This window comes from Metabacillus idriensis, from assembly GCF_009674765.1.
GTDB lineage: Bacteria > Bacillota > Bacilli > Bacillales > Bacillaceae > Bacillus_P > Bacillus_P idriensis.
On record NZ_WKKF01000002.1, the window covers coordinates 179,316 to 197,497 of the forward strand.

Consider the following 18,182-nt stretch of genomic DNA (forward strand, 5'->3'; position numbering starts at 1 on the left):
AGAGCAAAGGGGATGCGGGACGTATGCATACACAGGAGACCTATAAACCGAAACATGCCGTTCGTTTTGTTACAGCTTCAAGTTTGTTTGACGGACACGATGCTTCGATTAACATTATGCGGAGAATTCTGCAGGCGAGCGGAGCAGAGGTTATCCACCTCGGACACAATCGTTCGGTTGAAGAAATCGTAAATGCAGCCATTCAGGAGGATGCACAGGGAATTGCCATCTCTTCTTATCAAGGCGGACATGTTGAATTCTTCAAATACATGTACGACCTTTTAAAAGAAAGAGGAGCCTCGCATATCCGTCTGTACGGCGGAGGAGGCGGTGTCATCATTCCGCGTGAAATAAAAGAACTGCATGAATACGGGATTGCGCGGATTTTTTCTCCTGAAGACGGCAGAGAGCTCGGACTTCAGGGAATGATTGAGCTCATGATGAAAGAGTGCGACTTTCAAACGGTTACGAAAATTGAGGACGAAATCGAAAAGCTGAAAACGGGTGATGTTGGAGCGATCGCAAAACTGATTACGGTTGCTGAATCACAGCTAAGCCGCAAAAACGAAGCAGCGGCAACAGCTGAAAAGGTGATTTCAGAAGTGAAGCAATTATCTTCAAACGCCCCTGTGATCGGGATAACAGGTACTGGCGGAGCTGGAAAAAGCTCGCTTACAGATGAACTGATCCGCAGATTTCTAAATGAAGTACCTGAAATCAAAATTGCGGTTATCTCTATTGACCCGACAAAGCAAAAAACGGGCGGAGCCCTGCTCGGTGACCGCATCCGCATGAACGCCATCTTTTCGCCAAGGGTATACATGAGAAGTCTTGCGACAAGACAATCAAGATCAGAATTGTCTCTTGCGATTAATGATGCGATTGCTGTTGTCAAAGGTGCAGGGTATGACCTGATTATTGTTGAAACAAGCGGAATCGGCCAGGGTGATGCAGCGATTACAGAAATTTGTGATCTGTCTTTATATGTCATGACAAGCGAATTTGGCGCCCCGTCCCAGCTTGAAAAAATAGATATGATCGATTACGCAGATCTGATTGTAATCAACAAGTTTGAGAGAAAAGGCTCGCAGGATGCAAAGCGCCAGGTGCAAAAGCAATATCAGCGCAGCCACATGCTGTTTGAAAGTCCATCTGAAGACTTGCCGGTGTACGGGACAATTGCAAGCCAGTTCAACGATCCCGGCACAAACACGTTGTTTGTAGCGCTTTTAGATCTGATCAATGAAAAGGCTGGGAAAAGCTGGTCCTCAACCCTTCCAGTTGTGAAGGATGTAGAAAAGCAAAACGTCATTATCCCGACAGACCGCCGCTACTATTTAAGAGAAATCAGCGAATCTGTACGCAGCTACCATCACAAAGCTGAATATCAGGCTGACGTTGCGAGAAGGTTATTTCAGCTTCAGGGCGCAATTGAAAGTGTAAAAGAGAGAAACGCTGCACCAGAAGTGCTGGAATCATTGGAAGCTATTAAAAAGAGTGTTGAAGAAGAGCTGTCGCAAGAATCAAAACGGATTTTAGATTCATGGGCTGATTTGAGAGAGAAATATGAAGCCGATCAATTCGTGACCAAAATCCGCGATAAAGAAATCGTGACACAATTAAAAATGGTTTCTCTTTCAGGATTATCCATTCCTAAAGTATCTTTGCCGAAATACAAAGATTACGGTGAAATTTTGAAATGGGTATACAAAGAAAATGTTCCGGGATCATTTCCGTATACAGCAGGCGTTTTTCCATTCAAACGCGCAGAAGAAGATCCAAAGCGCCAGTTCGCAGGAGAAGGAACACCTGAACGGACAAATCGCCGTTTTCACTATTTATCAAAGGATGATCCGGCTAAGCGCCTGAGCACAGCATTTGACTCTGTTACGCTGTACGGGGAAGATCCTGCTTACCGTCCTGATATTTACGGAAAAATCGGCGAAAGCGGTGTGAGCATTTGTACACTTGATGATATGAAAAAGCTGTATGCCGGATTTGATCTGTGTGCACCGGCAACTTCCGTTTCAATGACTATTAACGGCCCTGCACCTATTATTCTTGCAATGTTCATGAATACGGCGATTGAACAGCAGATTCAAAAACAGGAAACAGAGCTTGGCCGCGAACTTACTTCAGATGAGCTGAAAGCAGTGAAGGAAAAAACCCTTCAAACAGTCCGCGGTACGGTTCAGGCAGATATCTTAAAAGAAGATCAAGGTCAAAACACATGCATCTTCTCTACGGAATTCGCCCTGAAAATGATGGGGGATATTCAGGAATACTTTATCAATGAAAAAGTAAGAAACTACTATTCTGTTTCAATTTCGGGCTATCATATCGCCGAAGCCGGGGCTAACCCGATTTCCCAGCTGGCCTTTACGCTTGCAAACGGCTTCACTTACGTTGAATATTATTTAAGCCGCGGCATGAAAATAGATGATTTCGCACCAAATCTCTCATTCTTCTTCAGCAACGGATTAGATCCGGAGTATACGGTGATTGGACGCGTCGCTCGCCGCATTTGGTCAACTGTGATGAGAGAAAAATACGGTGCAAACGACCGCAGCCAAAAGCTGAAATATCACGTGCAGACATCAGGCCGCTCGCTGCATGCACAGGAAATCGACTTCAACGATATCCGCACTACACTGCAGGCATTAATGGCCCTGCAGGATAATTGCAACTCGCTTCATACGAACGCTTATGATGAAGCAATTACAACACCGACGGAAGAATCCGTGCGCAGAGCGATGGCGATTCAGCTGATTATTACAAAAGAGCACGGTTTAACCAAGAATGAAAATCCGCTGCAAGGATCCTTTATTATTGAAGAGTTAACAGATTTAGTAGAGGAAGCCGTCTTGAGAGAGTTCGATTCCATAAATGAACGAGGCGGTGTTCTCGGCGCTATGGAAACACAGTATCAGCGCGGGAAAATCCAGGATGAGTCCATGCATTATGAAATGCAAAAACATTCAGGACAGCTGCCGATCATTGGCGTAAATACGTACATCAATCCAAATAAGCCGTCTGAGGAATCAGTCGATAACATGGAAATCGCACGTGCATCCAAAGAGGAAAAAGAAACACAGATTCAAAACTTAAGAGCGTTCCAGGAACGCAACGAAACATACGCAGCCGAAGCAATCGACCGCTTAAAGCAGGCAGCCATCCACAATCAGAATATTTTCGCTGAATTGATGGAGACGGTAAAATATGCAAGCTTAGGTCAAATCACGCAGGCTTTATATGAAGTCGGCGGGCAGTATCGCCGCAATATGTAAGTATTAGAGCCTCCCAGGATATCCGGGGAGGCTTTTTTCTTGTAGAACAAGGGTTTGCGAGTTGAACTGTAATTCCAGCGAGTTGGAGCGGGAATTTTGTTAATTGGCAGGAACTTTTTGCGAGTAGAATGCCTTGGATAGCACAAATCTGAATCCCTTTATGACAGCTCAATTCTACTTCCTGAATTTTTCATTTAGTTCATGCCAAATTTAGTATAAAATGAAAGAACATAGAAAACTTCGGCACACGCTGAAGAGAGGGGTTTTCATAAAAATGAGTACATATAAAATCTGGTTTAACCGCTGGTTCTCAGTTGCCTATCATTACATCGACATGATCCGGGCCAATGAAGACGGCATAAAGTTCGAAGTGTACGGAACGCACCCTGACCCTGACCACGTGATGCTTGCCAACTGCGATTATTCTGAAGTTGAGCCAAAGCTTGATAGGGACGATGAGTATGTCCTTTATTGTCTGAATTTTTGTAAAAAACATGGAATTCAGCTGTTTGTTCCAAGATATAAAATGCTTCCAATTGCCAAAGCTATAAATGAGTTTGAAGCAATCGGCACAAAGGTATTAGTAAATAGAGATGCAAATTTATTAGAAACAATCGAAAACAAAGATGAATTTTATGATAGATGCAAAGAAAAAGGTATCTTTGAGATTCCTTCTTTTTATACGGCAAGCACAGCTGATGAATTTAAAGAAACCTATGAAAAACTGAAAAACGAAGGTCTTGGCGTTTGCTATAAACCGGTAGTAGGAGAAGGCGGTTACGGTTTCCGGATTATTGATGATGAGCTCGATCCTTTGAAAGAAGTGATGGCGCCGAGCTACCGGATTCCATTTCAGAGAGCATACGATGGTCTGAGTGCTGTCCCGGGATTTCCTGAACTTATGGTGATGGAGTTTTTGGAAGGTGAAGAATACAGCATTGACTGCCTCGCTTTTGACGGGGAATTGCTGGCTGCGGTTCCGCGGAAAAAAGGCGGGGGCAGAATTCGGATTTTGGAGAATAACCAAGAGCTTATCAAACTTGCTGAGGATTTCACTAAGGAATTTAAATTGGACTATATCTTTAACATTCAAGTGAAATTCAATCAAGGCCTGCCTAAATTGCTTGAGATCAATCCTAGAATGTCGGGCGGACTCTATTTCAGCTGTTTATCAGGGGTGAACTTCCCTTATCTTGCTGTCAAATTGCTCCTCGGCGAAAAAGTAGAAAAGCAGGAAGTGACACTTGATATTAAAGCGACTTTCCTCGAAAAAGAAATCATTTTGTAAGCATTTAATTGAAACTTTTTTTCTTGTGAATCGTATGAAAGATTAACACCTTCTAAAAAGGTTTTTAGTTTAAATTTTGTTAAAATATTGGTAGTATTAAACTTGTGGTCACGTTATCGTGATGTCAGGCCAAAAGATCTATTTTTTTCAAAAAATAATTTTGGCCGCGGTTTCAGACTTGCAAGTTTCCACATTACCCAAGAGGGAGAGTGAAGAAATGGCAATTACATTACAAAAGGGTCAGAAGATTGATTTGACTAAAGGCAATGCAGGCCTGAAGAATTTGATGGTCGGCCTTGGCTGGGACCCTGTACAGCAAAAAAGCGGCGGGCTGCTTGGCAGTTTATTCGGCGGCGGAGGCGGAAGCAATGTAGATTGTGACGCATCTGTCATGATGCTTGATGAAAACGGCCGTCTGCTTGATAAGAAAAGTGTGATTTATTTCGGCAACCTTACAAGCAAATGCGGTTCTGTCAAACATACAGGCGACAACTTAACAGGTGAGGGCGATGGAGACGATGAGCAGGTTTTAATCGACTTGAGCAAAGTGCCGTCAAACGTCCATAAGCTTGTGTTCGTTGTAAACATCTATCAAGCAGTTCAAAGAAAACAGCATTTTGGCATGATTCAGAATGCATTTATCCGTGTAGTAGATTCAGCAAGCAGAACAGAGCTTGTTCATTACAACCTGTCTGAAGACTATTCCGGTTTAACTTCTCTTATTCCGGGAGAAATTTACCGTCACGGTGCCGAGTGGAAATTCGCAGCAGTCGGATCAGGCACAAAAGATGCATCAATTACTGAAATTGCAAATCGTCACGCGTAAAATTTAAAAATAAACTTATACATAAAAGGAGTCGAATCGAAATGGCAATCAGTTTATCTAAAGGTCAAAAAATCGATTTAACAAAATCAAATCCTGGTTTATCTAAAGTATTAGTAGGTCTTGGCTGGGACACAAACAAGTATGACGGCGGAAATGACTTTGACTTAGACACGTCTGTTTTCTTATTAGATGCTAATGGAAAAGCTTCAAGCGAAGCAGATTTCATTTTCTACAACAATCTTGTAGGCGGCAACGGTTCTGTTGAGCACACTGGCGACAACCGTACAGGCGAAGGCTCAGGCGATGATGAAGTCATCAAAGTAAACCTTTCTCAAGTTCCATCAACAATCGATAAAATTGCGTTCACAATCACAATCCATGATGCTGAATCCCGCAGCCAAAACTTCGGACAAGTTTCAAATGCATATGTACGCATTTTAAACGAAGAGAGCAATCAGGAATTAATCCGCTACGACTTAGGAGAAGATTTCTCAATCGAAACAGCGGTTGTAGTTGGCGAATTATACCGTCACGGCGCTGAATGGAAATTCAATGCAATCGGAAGCGGCTATCAAGGCGGCTTAGGTTCCCTAGTAAAAGACTACGGTTTAGACGTTTAAGAACCGGACTGAAAAATAATGATGAGAGGTGCGTTGTTTTTATAAACAACGCGCCTTTTTAAAAAATGAAAAGTGTGAAGGGACTGCCTGGGTTTCCCGGGCGGTTTCGCTTTTCTATTGTCTAGCTGCACCGCCTAACTCCTCGGTCAGAACGGCTCCGTCAGTAAAGGCAAAAAGCGCCTTTTCTGCCGGATCCTTATCTGCCTGTCGGAGCTAACCAGGCGGTTCCGCTTTTCAAATTGTCTAGCTGCGGCGCCTAACTCCTCGGTCAGAACGGCTCCGTCAGTAAAGGCAAAAAGCGCCTTTTCTGCCGGATCCTTATCTGTCTGTCGGAGCTGACCAAGGCGCCTCCGCTTTTCTAGTAAGAAATTTACCACCTAGTACATCACGCAGAGGGTCTGAATGGAGGAACAAGCTTGAAGCATTTTCAATATTTATCTAAAGAAAAGCGCAATGAAATCTTTTTATACGAACCAATCCATTTTTCAAAAGAAACAGAACGGGAAACCTTGGCCTATACGTTAGGCGCGACTCTCTACATGCCTGGTAATCGGACAGTTATTTCAAACGATGTACTATCTGGTAAATTTCTTAATGGAAAACACGCAGGATTAACTTCAATGGTGCTTTGTCTTGAGGATTCAATTGGTGATACAGAAGTAGAATCAGCAGAAGAGAATACAGTCAGACAAATCGAAGCCATCTCAAACAGCATCTTAAAAGGCAAGTTTGATCAGAGAAATCTGCCGCTTATTTTTGTGCGGATCCGAAATGAAGATCAAATGAAACGCCTTGCTTCAAAGCTTAAACATCATATCCAGCTGTTAAGCGGATTTGTCTTCCCTAAATTCACATCTGAAAATGGAAGAGGCTATTATGCAGCCCTGCAGGAAATCGCCGTTCTTTACTCTGTCACACTATATGGAATGCCTATTTTAGAGACGAAAGAAATTATTTACAAAGAATCCAGGATGGCTGAATTGCTTGGCATTAAAGAGATTCTTGATGATTACTATGAACTCGTCCTCAATGTCCGCCTTGGAGGAACAGATTTATCAGGGCTGTTCGGAATCAGAAGAAGCCGGGATACAACGATTTATGATATTTCCGTTATTCGCGACTGCATTACAGACATCATTAATGTGTTCGGCAGATGTGAAAAAGAATATGTCATTTCGGGTCCCGTTTGGGAGTATTTTGGCGGCGGCCAGCGGATTTTAAAGCCTCAAATCAGACAAACGCCTTTTCAGCAGGCATATGGCACCGAGGGTCTTGAATTCAGAGCGAACCTGATCGACCGTTATGACGACGGCTTAATCCATGAAATCGTCCTTGATAATACGAATGGCCTTGTTGGCAAGACCATTATACATCCGCTGCATATTAAAATCGTAAATGCACTGAATGCGGTGACAAAAGAAGAATATTTGGATGCGTCGGCCATTCTTGATCAGGCGCAATCTTACAATGGCGTCATCCGAAGTGAGTTTTCAAATAAAATGAACGAAATCAAACCCCATTACAATTGGGCGCGGAAAATCATCTTGAAATCAAAAATATACGGGGTGTTCCATGAGCAGCAATCATTTATTGACCTTATCAGCGAAACAACAAACGAGCAATTATACATTTGATTTATTAGGGAAGCTTTCTGTAGAAATTGAACTGACAAGCAATCCGTATCTTCTTCCTTTGGAAAACCTGTTTTCTATGGCAGCACGGATTAATAAAAAACGCGGCTTCTTATTTGTGAGCAAAGTCCTCGGCAAACATATTCCTGTTAATCCAACGCTTGCTCTTCTTACTGGACAAGCTCTTGCAGCAAGATATATGGAAGTTGTGCATGGTGAAACACATCCTGAAAGAGATCAGATTTTAGCTTGCTTAAACGGGGAACCGATTCAAAAGAGCGAGTACCGCCATGCTTTGCGCGAACCGGCTCTTTTCATAGGGTTTGCTGAAACGGCAACTGCCCTTGGGCATGCAGTCTTTGAAAACTTTGAACATGCTTCTTTTTTTCATACAACAAGGGAAATAGTATCTGGAATGGATTCCATCATCAATTTTGAAGAAGAGCACTCTCATGCAACCTCTCACCGCTGTTATGTGGACGAGGGTCTATTTGAAAATGCCAGCCCGATCGTTTTAGTAGATGATGAAGTAACTACAGGAAAAACAGCACTGAATATCATAGAATCGATCCAGGCGAAATATCCGCGCCGCGAATATACAGTCGTGTCGATTCTGGATTGGCGCTCAGAAGAAGACCAGCAGAGATTCAAAGAAACAGAAGAAAGACTTGGTGTTAAAATCCATACAGTTTCTTTAGTAACAGGTCTTATTACAACAACAGGGAACCCGGTAGCAGAGAATCAGGGTGGAAAAGAAGAAGGATCATCCGTGTCTGAAACAGAGATTAACGAAATCTATTTATCTAGTGAAGATGGCGTAACTCCGTATTCTTCCAAACTTCTATCTGCTCCCTATTTAACACACACTGGCAGATTCGGTCTTTCAGATCAGGAACAGCTTAGGGTGGATGAGTATTGTCAACATGCAGCAGCAAGTCTCCTTGAATTCCGCAAGGGAAAGAAAACTCTATGCCTTGGTACAGGGGAATTTATGTATGTGCCGATGAAGACGGCGTCCTTTATGGGAGAGGGGATCTTCTATCAATCAACAACCAGAAGTCCGATTCATCCGGTGGACCGTGAAGATTACGCGGTGAAAAGCGCTTATCCTTATACAAACCCGGAAGACGGGGAGACAGCTAATTACTTTTATAATGCAGAGCAGAATCAATACGACGAAGTTTTCGTCTTTTTTGAACGGTCTGTTTTAGGTGACCATATGCAATCTATGATGAAACAGCTGAAAAGCGTTTTTCCTATTATCAATCTCGTTTTTTTCAGTACAAACAAAAAAGGAAGTGCAGCAGATGAATAAGGTGAAGCAGCAATTGCCAAAGCCGGCAGCTATGGGAAGCTATTCGGAGCAGGACGTTATTTTCTTATTAAAGGACCTGAGTCAGGTCAGCCTTGAAAAGTCAACATTAGAAAGAGAACAGGCTGTACAAAGCGGAACTCATTATTCAGAAATGCTTCCGATTGAATATAAGCCGACAGATGAATATTTACAGCTTTTTCATCATTCTTTAGATATGTACAAACAAAAACTGGCGGTTGCAGTAGGAACAGTGGCTGAGCGCATCCTGCAAGTGAAAGGACGCAGCATCGTTCTTGTATCCCTTGCAAGAGCAGGTACGCCAATCGGCATTTTAATGAAAAGATATCTTATGCAAGCTTATAATCTCGATGTTCCTCATTACAGTGTTTCCATCGTCAGAGGACGCGGCATCGATGAAAATGCAATGAGGTATATTGCTCAAAATCATCCAAATGACCATGTTCAATTTGTGGATGGATGGACTGGAAAAGGGGCTATTACAAGAGAATTGACAGAGGCGATGGCTGACTTGAACAGCAAATACGAGATGCACATCGATGATTCACTTGCTGTCTTGGCGGATCCAGGCTATTGCACGGAGATTTACGGAACTCGTGAAGACTTCTTAATTCCAAGTGCCTGCTTGAATTCTACCGTTTCAGGATTAGTGAGCAGAACCGTATTAAATGACCGGTTCATTGGGCCTGATGATTTTCACGGAGCGAAATATTATTCGGAACTGATTCCTGAAGATGTGTCGAACCATTTTATTGATGTTGTCGTCTCCGAATTTGCACATGTTGCTGAAGAAATAAGCGAGCAGCTGGTAAAGCTTGAGGCAGAAGACAAAGAGCCGACTTGGAAAGGCATCCAGGATATTAAACAAATTCAGGATGATTTCAGCATAGAAAATATTCATCATGTAAAACCAGGGGTCGGCGAAACAACGCGTGTTCTTTTACGCAGAATCCCTTGGAAAATTCTTGTTAAGGATTTGAACAATAAAGATCTCGAACACATTTTCCTGCTTGCAAAAGAGCGAAACGTACCGGTAATCGAATACAAGAACATGTCATATTCATGCTGCGGCATAATAAAGCCCCTAAACTAGGAGGAACAATCTGTGATTTTTGCAAGTGATCTGGATCAAACACTCATTTATTCAAGAAGGTCCTTCCGTGAGCCGGTGAGCGAATCTGATATTCGTCTGATCGAAATGCTGGATGGTCAGGAAATCTCATTTATGACGAAAAAAGCGATTTCCATGCTTAAGGAGATTGCAGAGCAAATGACCTTTGTTCCCGTTACGACAAGAACACCCTCACAATACGGGCGCATCACTGTTTTCCAGGAGGAAATTATCCCGGGATACGCGGTTACGAGCAATGGAGGACATGTGTTCAAGAACGGAAAGCTTGACGAGGAATGGAAACAGCATTTAGAAAACCTGATGAAAAATGAGTGCACAAGTTTAGAAGAGGTTTCCCGCAAGTTTCAGGAGATTGCAGCAGACGATTGGGTTTTAAAACAAAAAAATGCTGAAAATCTTTTTCTATATAATATTATCGACCGCGCCCTCATTCCTGAGGTGCGTCTGCAGGAATTTATCCTATGGCTCGACCGCCACGGCTGGAAGCACTCTCTGCAGGGCAGAAAGCTCTACTTTGTACCGAAACCGATCAATAAATGGGATGCCGTTGCTTATGTCAAAGAAGCGATTGGCGCAAAAACCGTGATTACTGCGGGAGATTCATTGCTTGATCTATGCATGCTTGAAGGGGCAGATCATGCTTTTTCACCTCTGCACGGAGAATTGGGCGAATCAAATACACGACTAGTAGAAACGATTAAAAGAACGAACAAAAACGGGATTTTTGCATCCGAAGAAATTTTGGAGAACGTATTGGCAAAAGTAAGCCCGGCACCAGCTGAGTTATAAAATAGAAATATTTACCTTGTACTGGTACAATAATAATAAGGTGTTTCCGATGTCAAATGGCTGAACGATTTGATTTTTTTTAGATATTATTGGAGTGAACGTATTGGTTACATTAGAAAAGAACCATACAAATTTATTGGATAAAAATATTATGAGTTCCTCACAGGCCTGCCGGGAATGGGGGATTGACGATTCAACCCTGCGGAAACGAATCGATCAGTTCCCTAGAGGCACCATTCGGAAATTCGGGAAAACATGGGTTGTAACGAGTGAAGGAATGCAGCACGTATTTGGCGAAAAGAGAACAGGCAGATAGCTCTCTTTTCAAAACTTATTTCAATTTCTGTTTAAACGAATCATAAAAATAGATTGCTGGATGTGACTTTGGGGGAGGGAAGAGAGATGATTCGAACATATCAGCCAGTAGCAGCGGCTAATCTTGAAACAGATTGGCAAGCGCTTCTTTTTAAGCCATTATCTGAGCGCTCGGGATTTGTTAATACTCCCTCTGAAATGAAAATCCCTCAAATAGCCATTCGCATGCTCGGAACACCTTTAGTGGAAGATGAGTATTTTCAAACGCTTTACGATCTCGTTCACAATGACGAGCTTGAGATTCACTTTATCAGTGAAAATCTCGATAAAACCATTCCTCAGGAGAAATTCCAGGCGATTCAGAACTTATTGATTCTGCATGGAAAAGAAAAGCTGTCAGTAAACCGGTTTGTGGCTTTTATGGACCGTGATCAGCTGCTTCCAATGCTTGGAAATCCTGAATTGAACCGCCATTTGAGAGCTTGTGTGATTAAGGTGCTGACTCCCTTTTTCGAAAATCGCAGGGATGAAACAGGAGATTTCAGAAGAGTCATTGTGGATCTTGTCAAATGGACATGGAATCACTTATATAAAGAGCTTGAAAAAACAGCCAATCAGGATGATAGAATACCGGCGTTTTTCTGGTATGGAAATGCGACGCCAAGCGAGCAGCACTTCCTTAAGTTCCTCATTCTTTTCGGCTGCGATGTCATCGTTGCGCATCCGGAAGGGACGGATATACTGGCGGATGCAGATCCGGATGAAGCGATCAGCAAGATCATTCGCTATCCGGGGACTCATCAACTGACAGCGTTTCCAAAAACAAGGCCGGAGCGGACTTCTACTATTGCCTATAAAGCATCGAAAGAAATCGACCAGGTTCTTCATTCCGATGATTCCATGCTTTATAAGCCGTGGCAATTCAGAAATTATTCTCCTAATGCCATTACGCTGAAAACAACCTATGATGAACTTTTTATCCTTATAAAAGAAAGAGCCTTTTTAAGGCCGAATTTTGAAGTCCGGAACAATACAGTAAATATCCCGGCCATCTTTTCAAAAATTTTCGGCATGACTAAAAACCGCCGGGCCTACTGGAGCAAAATTCAGGACTTGACTGATTATGAATATGCAGAGGTTATTAAACAATTTCCTTTTACTTGGGAAGCGAAAGGAAACCCTCACTTTCATTATCAGAATGCACTAGGGGAAAAGCAGGAGCTGCAGGCTGATAAAATGATGAACAGCCACTGGTGGAGATACAGCAACCTGCCGACTGGCCTGCAGAAGGGAATCGCTGAAGCGATCTCGAGGTATTGTGCGCATCCTAAATTAAAAAAACAAGATCAGGAAAGCTTATATGATCTCCAGCTGTATTTGTTTAATCAAGCTATGAATATTCCAAACAGCATGATCAAGCTGATGCAGAATTTCGATTACTCTCAATATGTGCCGCGGATTGTGCTTTACAATAATGAGAATAACGGCTTCATGACCCGTGCTGATGCAGCTATACTGCTGTTAATGAATGAATTCGGGCTGGATATCGTACTATACAATCCGCCAGGACATAACGACATTGAAAACTTTGTTGATGAACGATATTTTGACAGTCATTGGCTGGATGAGATGAGCTTTGGAGAAGAATTCCAAGAGCCTTCGCGCCTGAAAAAATTCATCCGGAAAATGTTCTGATTTTATGATCAAGGGAGGATACCAATATGTCTCAAGTACCAGGACTCAGTAAAGTGGATCAAATGGAAGAGGTTCTGCAGGAAGGACCGAACAGTATGAAGGTGCAGCTGCAAAAAGAACCTGAAGTTCAAAAGCTTGCGCAAATGATTGACCACCGCAATCAAGTCGGTATGCTTGAATATGGAAAAGCACCGGCAGATGAAATTTCCGCTTTTTCAGGAAAAATATTAAATACAATGCAGTCGAGCAGCATGGAAGAGTCGAGCGCTCTCCTTAAACACCTCGGCAAGATCATGGACCGCTTTGATCCAAAGGATTTTGCAGAGCAAAAAGGGTTTATGAAAAAAATCTTTAACCGCGGCCAGAAAATGGTAGAGAAAATCATGTCCAAGTACCAGACAATGGGCGGCGAAATTGATAAAGTGTACATGGAAATCGTTAAATATGAAGATGAAATGAAACGCTCAACCAACACACTTGAACAGCTGTATGAACAAAATTTCCAATATTACCTGGAGCTTGAAAAATATATCGTGGCCGGAGATATGAAAGCAGCTGAGCTGAAGCAGCAGCTTCCTGTTTTAGAAACAAAAGCGGCATCAGGAGATCAGCTTGCACAAATGGAGCTTGATACAATGAAAAATGCGGTAGAAGTACTCGAACAAAGAGTGTATGACCTGGAGCTTGCTAAACAAGTGGCTTATCAGTCAGCGCCGCAAATTCGTCTCCTGCAGAGAGGAAATACAAAGCTGATTGGAAAAATCAACTCAGCTTTCGTCACAACTATACCGATCTTTAAAACAGGTCTGATCAACGCCATCGCTGCAAAAAGACAGAAGCTTGTGGCTGATTCTATGAACGAGCTTGAAAAACGCACAAATGAAATGCTTGTCCGCAACGCTCAAAATATATCAAAGCAAAGTGTTGATATTGCGAGACTTTCAGGAAGTCCCAGCATAAAAATGGAAACAATCGAAGAAACCTGGAGTATTATCCTGAAAGGGATGCAGGAAACAAAAGCCATTGAAGATGAGAACAAACAGCTTCGCGAACAAGGCCGTGTCCGGCTCCAGGAGCTTCAGAATAATTTTAAACAAATCAAAAACAGCCGCTGAAACTCGGAAATTCTTCCGGGTTTTTCTATGAAGTTCTAAATTTTAAAGGCTCTTTTCGTAAACTTTGTGGCATTTAGACTAGATGTTTAAAACCATAAGTGGATTGTGGCGGATAAACTTGACTCCTGCGGGAAAATAGAGGGAAATGGGAGACCCCGCAGGCAAAGCCGAGGAGGCTCCCAGCCGGACCGCGGAAAGCAAGTTCCCGGAGCGGAAAGCAGCAGACAATATTTATAATCAAAACAACAATCTATGCGAATACAGCCAAATTAATAGAAATGATAAAAATTATTCTGATTTATTCCAAGGAAGAAGATTAAGGTAGCATAAAGTGTTAGAATTTGTTTATAATGAATGGTATGACTTGAATACATAGGATTCGGGCGGTGCTATCAATCTCACTTCCGAATTTCTTATAGGGTGAAAAAATCACCTTCAATAGATGAACGATTAGAAAGGGAGTGCCTCACTTTGAGTATTTCACAATATTCCAAGGACCAGCTTAAAGAATTATCAATGGTTGAAGTTGCATACGACCTGATGACAGACAAGAAACAGCCATATCTTTTTAAAGATTTAGTAAAAGAGATCAGCCAAATTATCGGCCTGACACAAAGCCAGGTTGAAGATAAAATTTCTCAATTCTACACAGATTTGAATATCGACGGACGTTATATTTGTGTTGGGGAAAATACTTGGGGACTCCGCAGCTGGTACCCATACGAGCAAATCGAAGAAGAGGTAGTGCCGGTCGCTAAGCCTAAGAAGAAAAAAGCCAAAAAAGCGGTTGTTGAAGATCTTGAGCTTGAAGATTTCGATGAGGTTGATGAAGAAGAATTAGAATATGATGACATCGAAGAGTACGAAGACGATACAGACGATGATCTTGATGATGACGACGATCTGGATGACGATGCAGAAGAAATCGATGAAGTCATTGAAGAAGAAGACTTCGATATCGAAGAAGAAGAGTTAGATGAAGACCTGGATGAGGACCTTGAAGAAGACGAGGAAGAAGATTTATAATCATCTTGACTTTCAGGTATCAACTAGGTAGAATCTTATTTGGGCTCTTTAAAAGCAATACCTATGGATTCTATATACCATGCTCCCTTTCGTAAAGCGGAAAGGGAGCTTTCTTATTTTTACGAAGCGCGGATGATTTCCGGCTTGCCTTAAATAGACAGCAGGAAGCAGGAGTTACTTGCGCTTTATTGATTTACAGGCGAGAGAAAGTTTGGGCATTCATGTCTAGCTCCAGCGCCTAGCTCCTCGGTCAGAACGGCTCCGTCAGTAAAGGCAAAAAGCGCCTTTTCTGCCGGATCCTTATCTGCCTGTCGGAGCTGAACAAGGCGCTTCCGCTTTTCTTTATAACCCCCCGGACAAATCTTATAAAGTAAAACCGTTCCCATTGATTGGGAATGTTTTCTTTTGTGCACATTAATCTTATACATCACTTGAAGGGAGAAGAACACATGACAAAGTATATTTTTGTTACAGGAGGAGTTGTATCCTCATTAGGAAAAGGGATAACAGCTGCATCTCTTGGACGTTTGCTAAAAAACCGCGGATTAAAGGTGACAATCCAAAAGTTTGATCCATACATCAACGTGGACCCGGGAACGATGAGTCCTTATCAGCATGGAGAGGTCTTCGTAACGGACGATGGTGCTGAAACAGACTTGGACTTAGGACACTATGAGCGTTTCATTGACATCAATTTAAATAAATACAGCAACGTAACGACTGGTAAAATTTACTCATCTGTATTAAAGAAAGAGCGCCGCGGCGACTATCTTGGCGGAACAGTACAGGTTATCCCCCACATTACAAATGAGATCAAAGACCGTGTATTCCGTGCAGGAAAAGAAACAAATGCGGATGTCGTTATTACGGAAATCGGAGGAACAGTAGGGGATATCGAATCACTTCCATTCCTTGAGGCAATCCGTCAAATGAAGAGCGATATTGGCCGTGACAACGTGATGTACATTCACTGTACACTTGTTCCTTACATCAAAGCTGCAGGTGAAATGAAAACAAAGCCGACACAGCACAGTGTAAAAGAATTGAGAAGCTTGGGCATTCAGCCAAACGTAATCGTTCTTCGTACAGAAATGCCGATTTCACAGGACATGAAGGACAAAATTGCCTTATTCTGTGACATCGATACAAACGCAGTTATTGAATGCCGTGATGCAGATACTCTTTACTCGATCCCATTGGCGCTTCAAGAACAGCATCTTGATCAGATCACTTGCGATCACTTAAAACTTGATTCACGCGAACCTGAAATGTCTGAGTGGATTGAACTTGTTCAAAAAGTAACGAACCTTTCTAAATCTGTCCGCATCGGAATCGTCGGTAAATACGTAGAGCTTCAGGATGCTTATATCTCTGTTGTTGAAGCATTGCGTCATGCAGGCTATGCATTTGATGCAGACATCATCATCAAATGGATCAACTCTGAAGAGGTAACAGCATTGAACACGGGGGAACTCCTTTCAGACGTGGATGGAATCCTCGTTCCAGGGGGATTCGGAGATCGCGGCGTAGAAGGCAAAATCCTTGCAACTCAATATGCGCGCGAAAACAAAGTTCCATTCTTCGGAATCTGTCTTGGCATGCAAGTAGCTTCAATTGAATATGCACGCAATGTGGTTGGACTGCAGGGTGCACATTCATCTGAGCTTGATTTTGCAACACCATACCCGGTTATCGACTTGCTTCCTGAGCAAAAAGATATCGAAGACCTTGGCGGCACACTTCGTCTTGGCCTTTACCCGGCTAAGCTTGATCCTGCGTCTCGTGCATTTGAAGCATATCAGGATGAAGTAATCTATGAGCGTCATCGTCATCGCTATGAGTTCAACAATGAATACCGTCAAGCAATGGAAGACGCAGGATTCATCTTCTCAGGTACAAGCCCTGACGGCAGACTTGTTGAAATCATCGAACTTAAAGATCATCCTTGGTTTGTGGCTTCCCAGTTCCACCCGGAATTCACATCTAGACCAACAAGACCGCAGCCATTATTCCGCGAATTCGTGAATGCATCATTGATGGCTTCTGAAAAATAATCATGAAAAACCCTGACAGCCAAAGCTGTCAGGGTTTTTTGTCTGAGTAAAAAGTGGAATCGGCTTTTCTGCGTTGTCCAGCTCCGCCTCCTAACTCCTCGGCCAGAACGGCTCCGTCAGTAATGGCAAAAAGCGCCTTTTCTGCCGGATCCTTATCTGTCTGCCTGCGCTGAACAGTCGGCTCCGCTTTTCTAATCATACTCACTAATTATCTCTTTCAATGTAAAACTCAGGGCATAATAAGCAAATAGGGAAGTCATTAAAGCAGGATAGCCGTAGCGGCTGCCATCCTCATCCGGAATCAGGCCCTTTTTTAGCTTTGAATCAATATGAACGTCAACAATTTCATCAAGTCCAACTTCTTCACCCTTCATAAAGCATGATACAGCAACTGTGCCGGCACCGATTTCACGCAGCATCTCAGCAAGCTCGAGCGCCTTCGGATCATTCGACCGATGGGTAAAGAGCAGCACACGGTCTGCATCTGTCAATTTGTTCATTGTGCCATCAGCCTGAAATAAAGGTTTTGCACTTGGCAGAGGCTCAGAACTTAAAACGGCTTCTCCAATAATGCCGCCAAGCTCATCATACCCATGTATGTAAATTGTACCGCTTCCGACTGCAGCCTGAGCGAGCAGCCTTGCGCCGTCTTCAATTGCAGGCTCTTCCTGCTCGTGAATCCGGTTGAAGTGGCCATTCAATTGTGTCATGAAAATTTTCATCATAGTAAAAATACACTCCTTTACAACCATCATTATAACGAATAATAAGGAGATCTCCTAACAGCACCGTTCAGAATTTGTCGATAAAGTTCTTCTGATTCAGGCAGGAATAAGAATGCGCAGAACCGAATAAATATCGTATGTTTGAGCGGACTGCCTTATACTAGAAGGAAAGCTCTCCGCAGCTTTCAGTAAACATAGCTTTTTTCGCACCGGTTGTTGTTTCGCAGTAAGATTGCCTTCCGTATATAATGATTTTTCTTGCTCTAAAGCTATAGACCGGGGCACCTTAACTGTCATTTAAAGCAGCATCGTTCCAGAAAAGAGCTTCAATAAAAATGATCGGCAG

General features: G+C 42.7%; 15 protein-coding genes. 13 read left to right on the forward strand and 2 right to left on the reverse strand.

The features are described from left to right. Nucleotides 1-23: 23 nt before the first annotated feature. The 13 genes from icmF (at nucleotide 24) to pyrG (ending at nucleotide 17,111) form a co-directional block, all read left to right on the forward strand. Nucleotides 24-3,287 (forward strand): fused isobutyryl-CoA mutase/GTPase IcmF, encoded by a 3,264-nt coding sequence (icmF, locus tag GJU41_RS09210; protein WP_154318410.1) that lies wholly within the window; start codon nucleotides 24-26, stop codon nucleotides 3,285-3,287. A gap of 274 nt (nucleotides 3,288-3,561) precedes the next feature. After that, entirely contained in the window at nucleotides 3,562-4,575 is a 1,014-nt protein-coding gene (locus tag GJU41_RS09215) for an ATP-grasp domain-containing protein (RefSeq protein ID WP_154318411.1), read from the forward strand. Between the two features lie 217 nt (nucleotides 4,576-4,792). Beyond that, nucleotides 4,793-5,401: a TerD family protein gene (locus GJU41_RS09220; protein WP_070877963.1), complete on the forward strand. Its 609-nt coding sequence runs from the start codon at nucleotides 4,793-4,795 to the stop codon at nucleotides 5,399-5,401. Nucleotides 5,402-5,442: 41 nt separating this feature from the next. Beyond that, complete coding sequence (locus GJU41_RS09225) at nucleotides 5,443-6,021, forward strand: TerD family protein (protein WP_070877965.1); 579 nt, start codon at nucleotides 5,443-5,445, stop codon at nucleotides 6,019-6,021. A 416-nt stretch (nucleotides 6,022-6,437) separates the two neighbouring features. Further along, nucleotides 6,438-7,655 carry an HpcH/HpaI aldolase/citrate lyase family protein gene (locus tag GJU41_RS09230; protein WP_070877967.1) on the forward strand — a complete coding sequence of 406 codons (1,218 nt, stop codon included), beginning with the start codon at nucleotides 6,438-6,440 and terminating at the stop codon, nucleotides 7,653-7,655. Next, the gene (locus GJU41_RS09235; protein WP_154318412.1) at nucleotides 7,594-8,967 is read left to right on the forward strand and encodes a phosphoribosyltransferase family protein; all 1,374 of its coding nucleotides are present in this window, start codon (nucleotides 7,594-7,596) and stop codon (nucleotides 8,965-8,967) included. Before GJU41_RS09230 ends, GJU41_RS09235 begins: the two co-directional genes overlap by 62 nt. Then, complete coding sequence (locus tag GJU41_RS09240; protein ID WP_154318413.1) at nucleotides 8,960-10,078, forward strand: cysteine protease StiP family protein; 1,119 nt, start codon at nucleotides 8,960-8,962, stop codon at nucleotides 10,076-10,078. The genes GJU41_RS09235 and GJU41_RS09240 overlap by 8 nt, the downstream gene beginning before the upstream one ends. Nucleotides 10,079-10,090: 12 nt before the next feature. Continuing rightward, the gene (locus tag GJU41_RS09245; RefSeq protein WP_070877973.1) at nucleotides 10,091-10,906 is read left to right on the forward strand and encodes an HAD family hydrolase; all 816 of its coding nucleotides are present in this window, start codon (nucleotides 10,091-10,093) and stop codon (nucleotides 10,904-10,906) included. 103 nt (nucleotides 10,907-11,009) lie between these two features. Next, on the forward strand, nucleotides 11,010-11,222 hold the full coding sequence (locus tag GJU41_RS09250; protein ID WP_070877975.1) for a helix-turn-helix domain-containing protein: 213 nt from the start codon (nucleotides 11,010-11,012) through the stop codon (nucleotides 11,220-11,222). A gap of 86 nt (nucleotides 11,223-11,308) precedes the next feature. Further along, nucleotides 11,309-12,916, forward strand: a complete 1,608-nt coding sequence (locus tag GJU41_RS09255) for a YceG family protein (RefSeq protein WP_154318414.1) — start codon at nucleotides 11,309-11,311, stop codon at nucleotides 12,914-12,916. 26 nt (nucleotides 12,917-12,942) lie between these two features. Then, complete coding sequence (locus GJU41_RS09260; protein ID WP_154318415.1) at nucleotides 12,943-14,031, forward strand: toxic anion resistance protein; 1,089 nt, start codon at nucleotides 12,943-12,945, stop codon at nucleotides 14,029-14,031. A 471-nt stretch (nucleotides 14,032-14,502) separates the two neighbouring features. Next, nucleotides 14,503-15,057 (forward strand): DNA-directed RNA polymerase subunit delta, encoded by a 555-nt coding sequence (gene rpoE / locus GJU41_RS09265; RefSeq protein WP_154318416.1) that lies wholly within the window; start codon nucleotides 14,503-14,505, stop codon nucleotides 15,055-15,057. Nucleotides 15,058-15,506: 449 nt separating this feature from the next. Then, nucleotides 15,507-17,111 carry a CTP synthase gene (pyrG, locus tag GJU41_RS09270; protein ID WP_154318417.1) on the forward strand — a complete coding sequence of 535 codons (1,605 nt, stop codon included), beginning with the start codon at nucleotides 15,507-15,509 and terminating at the stop codon, nucleotides 17,109-17,111. 28 nt (nucleotides 17,112-17,139) lie between these two features. Here pyrG and GJU41_RS09275 read toward each other — a convergent pair whose 3' ends face one another. Both GJU41_RS09275 and GJU41_RS09280 read right to left on the reverse strand, forming a co-directional pair. Beyond that, nucleotides 17,140-17,316, reverse strand: a complete 177-nt coding sequence (locus GJU41_RS09275; RefSeq protein WP_154318418.1) for a hypothetical protein — start codon at nucleotides 17,314-17,316, stop codon at nucleotides 17,140-17,142. Next, complete coding sequence (locus GJU41_RS09280) at nucleotides 17,303-17,836, reverse strand: DUF2529 domain-containing protein (RefSeq protein ID WP_154318419.1); 534 nt, start codon at nucleotides 17,834-17,836, stop codon at nucleotides 17,303-17,305. Before GJU41_RS09280 ends, GJU41_RS09275 begins: the two co-directional genes overlap by 14 nt. Between the last annotated feature and the right edge of the window lie 346 nt (nucleotides 17,837-18,182).

What these genes read in the sequence shown, in the direction of transcription:
- GJU41_RS09225 (WP_070877965.1), top strand. Translation starts at nt 5,443, where the DNA reads ATGGCAATCAGTTTATCTAAAGGTCAAAAAATCGATTTAACAAAATCA.
- GJU41_RS09255 (WP_154318414.1), top strand. Translation starts at nt 11,309, where the DNA reads ATGATTCGAACATATCAGCCAGTAGCAGCGGCTAATCTTGAAACAGAT.
- GJU41_RS09220 (WP_070877963.1), top strand. Translation starts at nt 4,793, where the DNA reads ATGGCAATTACATTACAAAAGGGTCAGAAGATTGATTTGACTAAAGGC.
- pyrG (WP_154318417.1), top strand. Translation starts at nt 15,507, where the DNA reads ATGACAAAGTATATTTTTGTTACAGGAGGAGTTGTATCCTCATTAGGA.
- GJU41_RS09280 (WP_154318419.1), bottom strand. Translation starts at nt 17,836, where the DNA reads ATGATGAAAATTTTCATGACACAATTGAATGGCCACTTCAACCGGATT.
- icmF (WP_154318410.1), top strand. Translation starts at nt 24, where the DNA reads ATGCATACACAGGAGACCTATAAACCGAAACATGCCGTTCGTTTTGTT.
- GJU41_RS09240 (WP_154318413.1), top strand. Translation starts at nt 8,960, where the DNA reads ATGAATAAGGTGAAGCAGCAATTGCCAAAGCCGGCAGCTATGGGAAGC.
- GJU41_RS09215 (WP_154318411.1), top strand. Translation starts at nt 3,562, where the DNA reads ATGAGTACATATAAAATCTGGTTTAACCGCTGGTTCTCAGTTGCCTAT.
- GJU41_RS09235 (WP_154318412.1), top strand. Translation starts at nt 7,594, where the DNA reads ATGAGCAGCAATCATTTATTGACCTTATCAGCGAAACAACAAACGAGC.
- GJU41_RS09260 (WP_154318415.1), top strand. Translation starts at nt 12,943, where the DNA reads ATGTCTCAAGTACCAGGACTCAGTAAAGTGGATCAAATGGAAGAGGTT.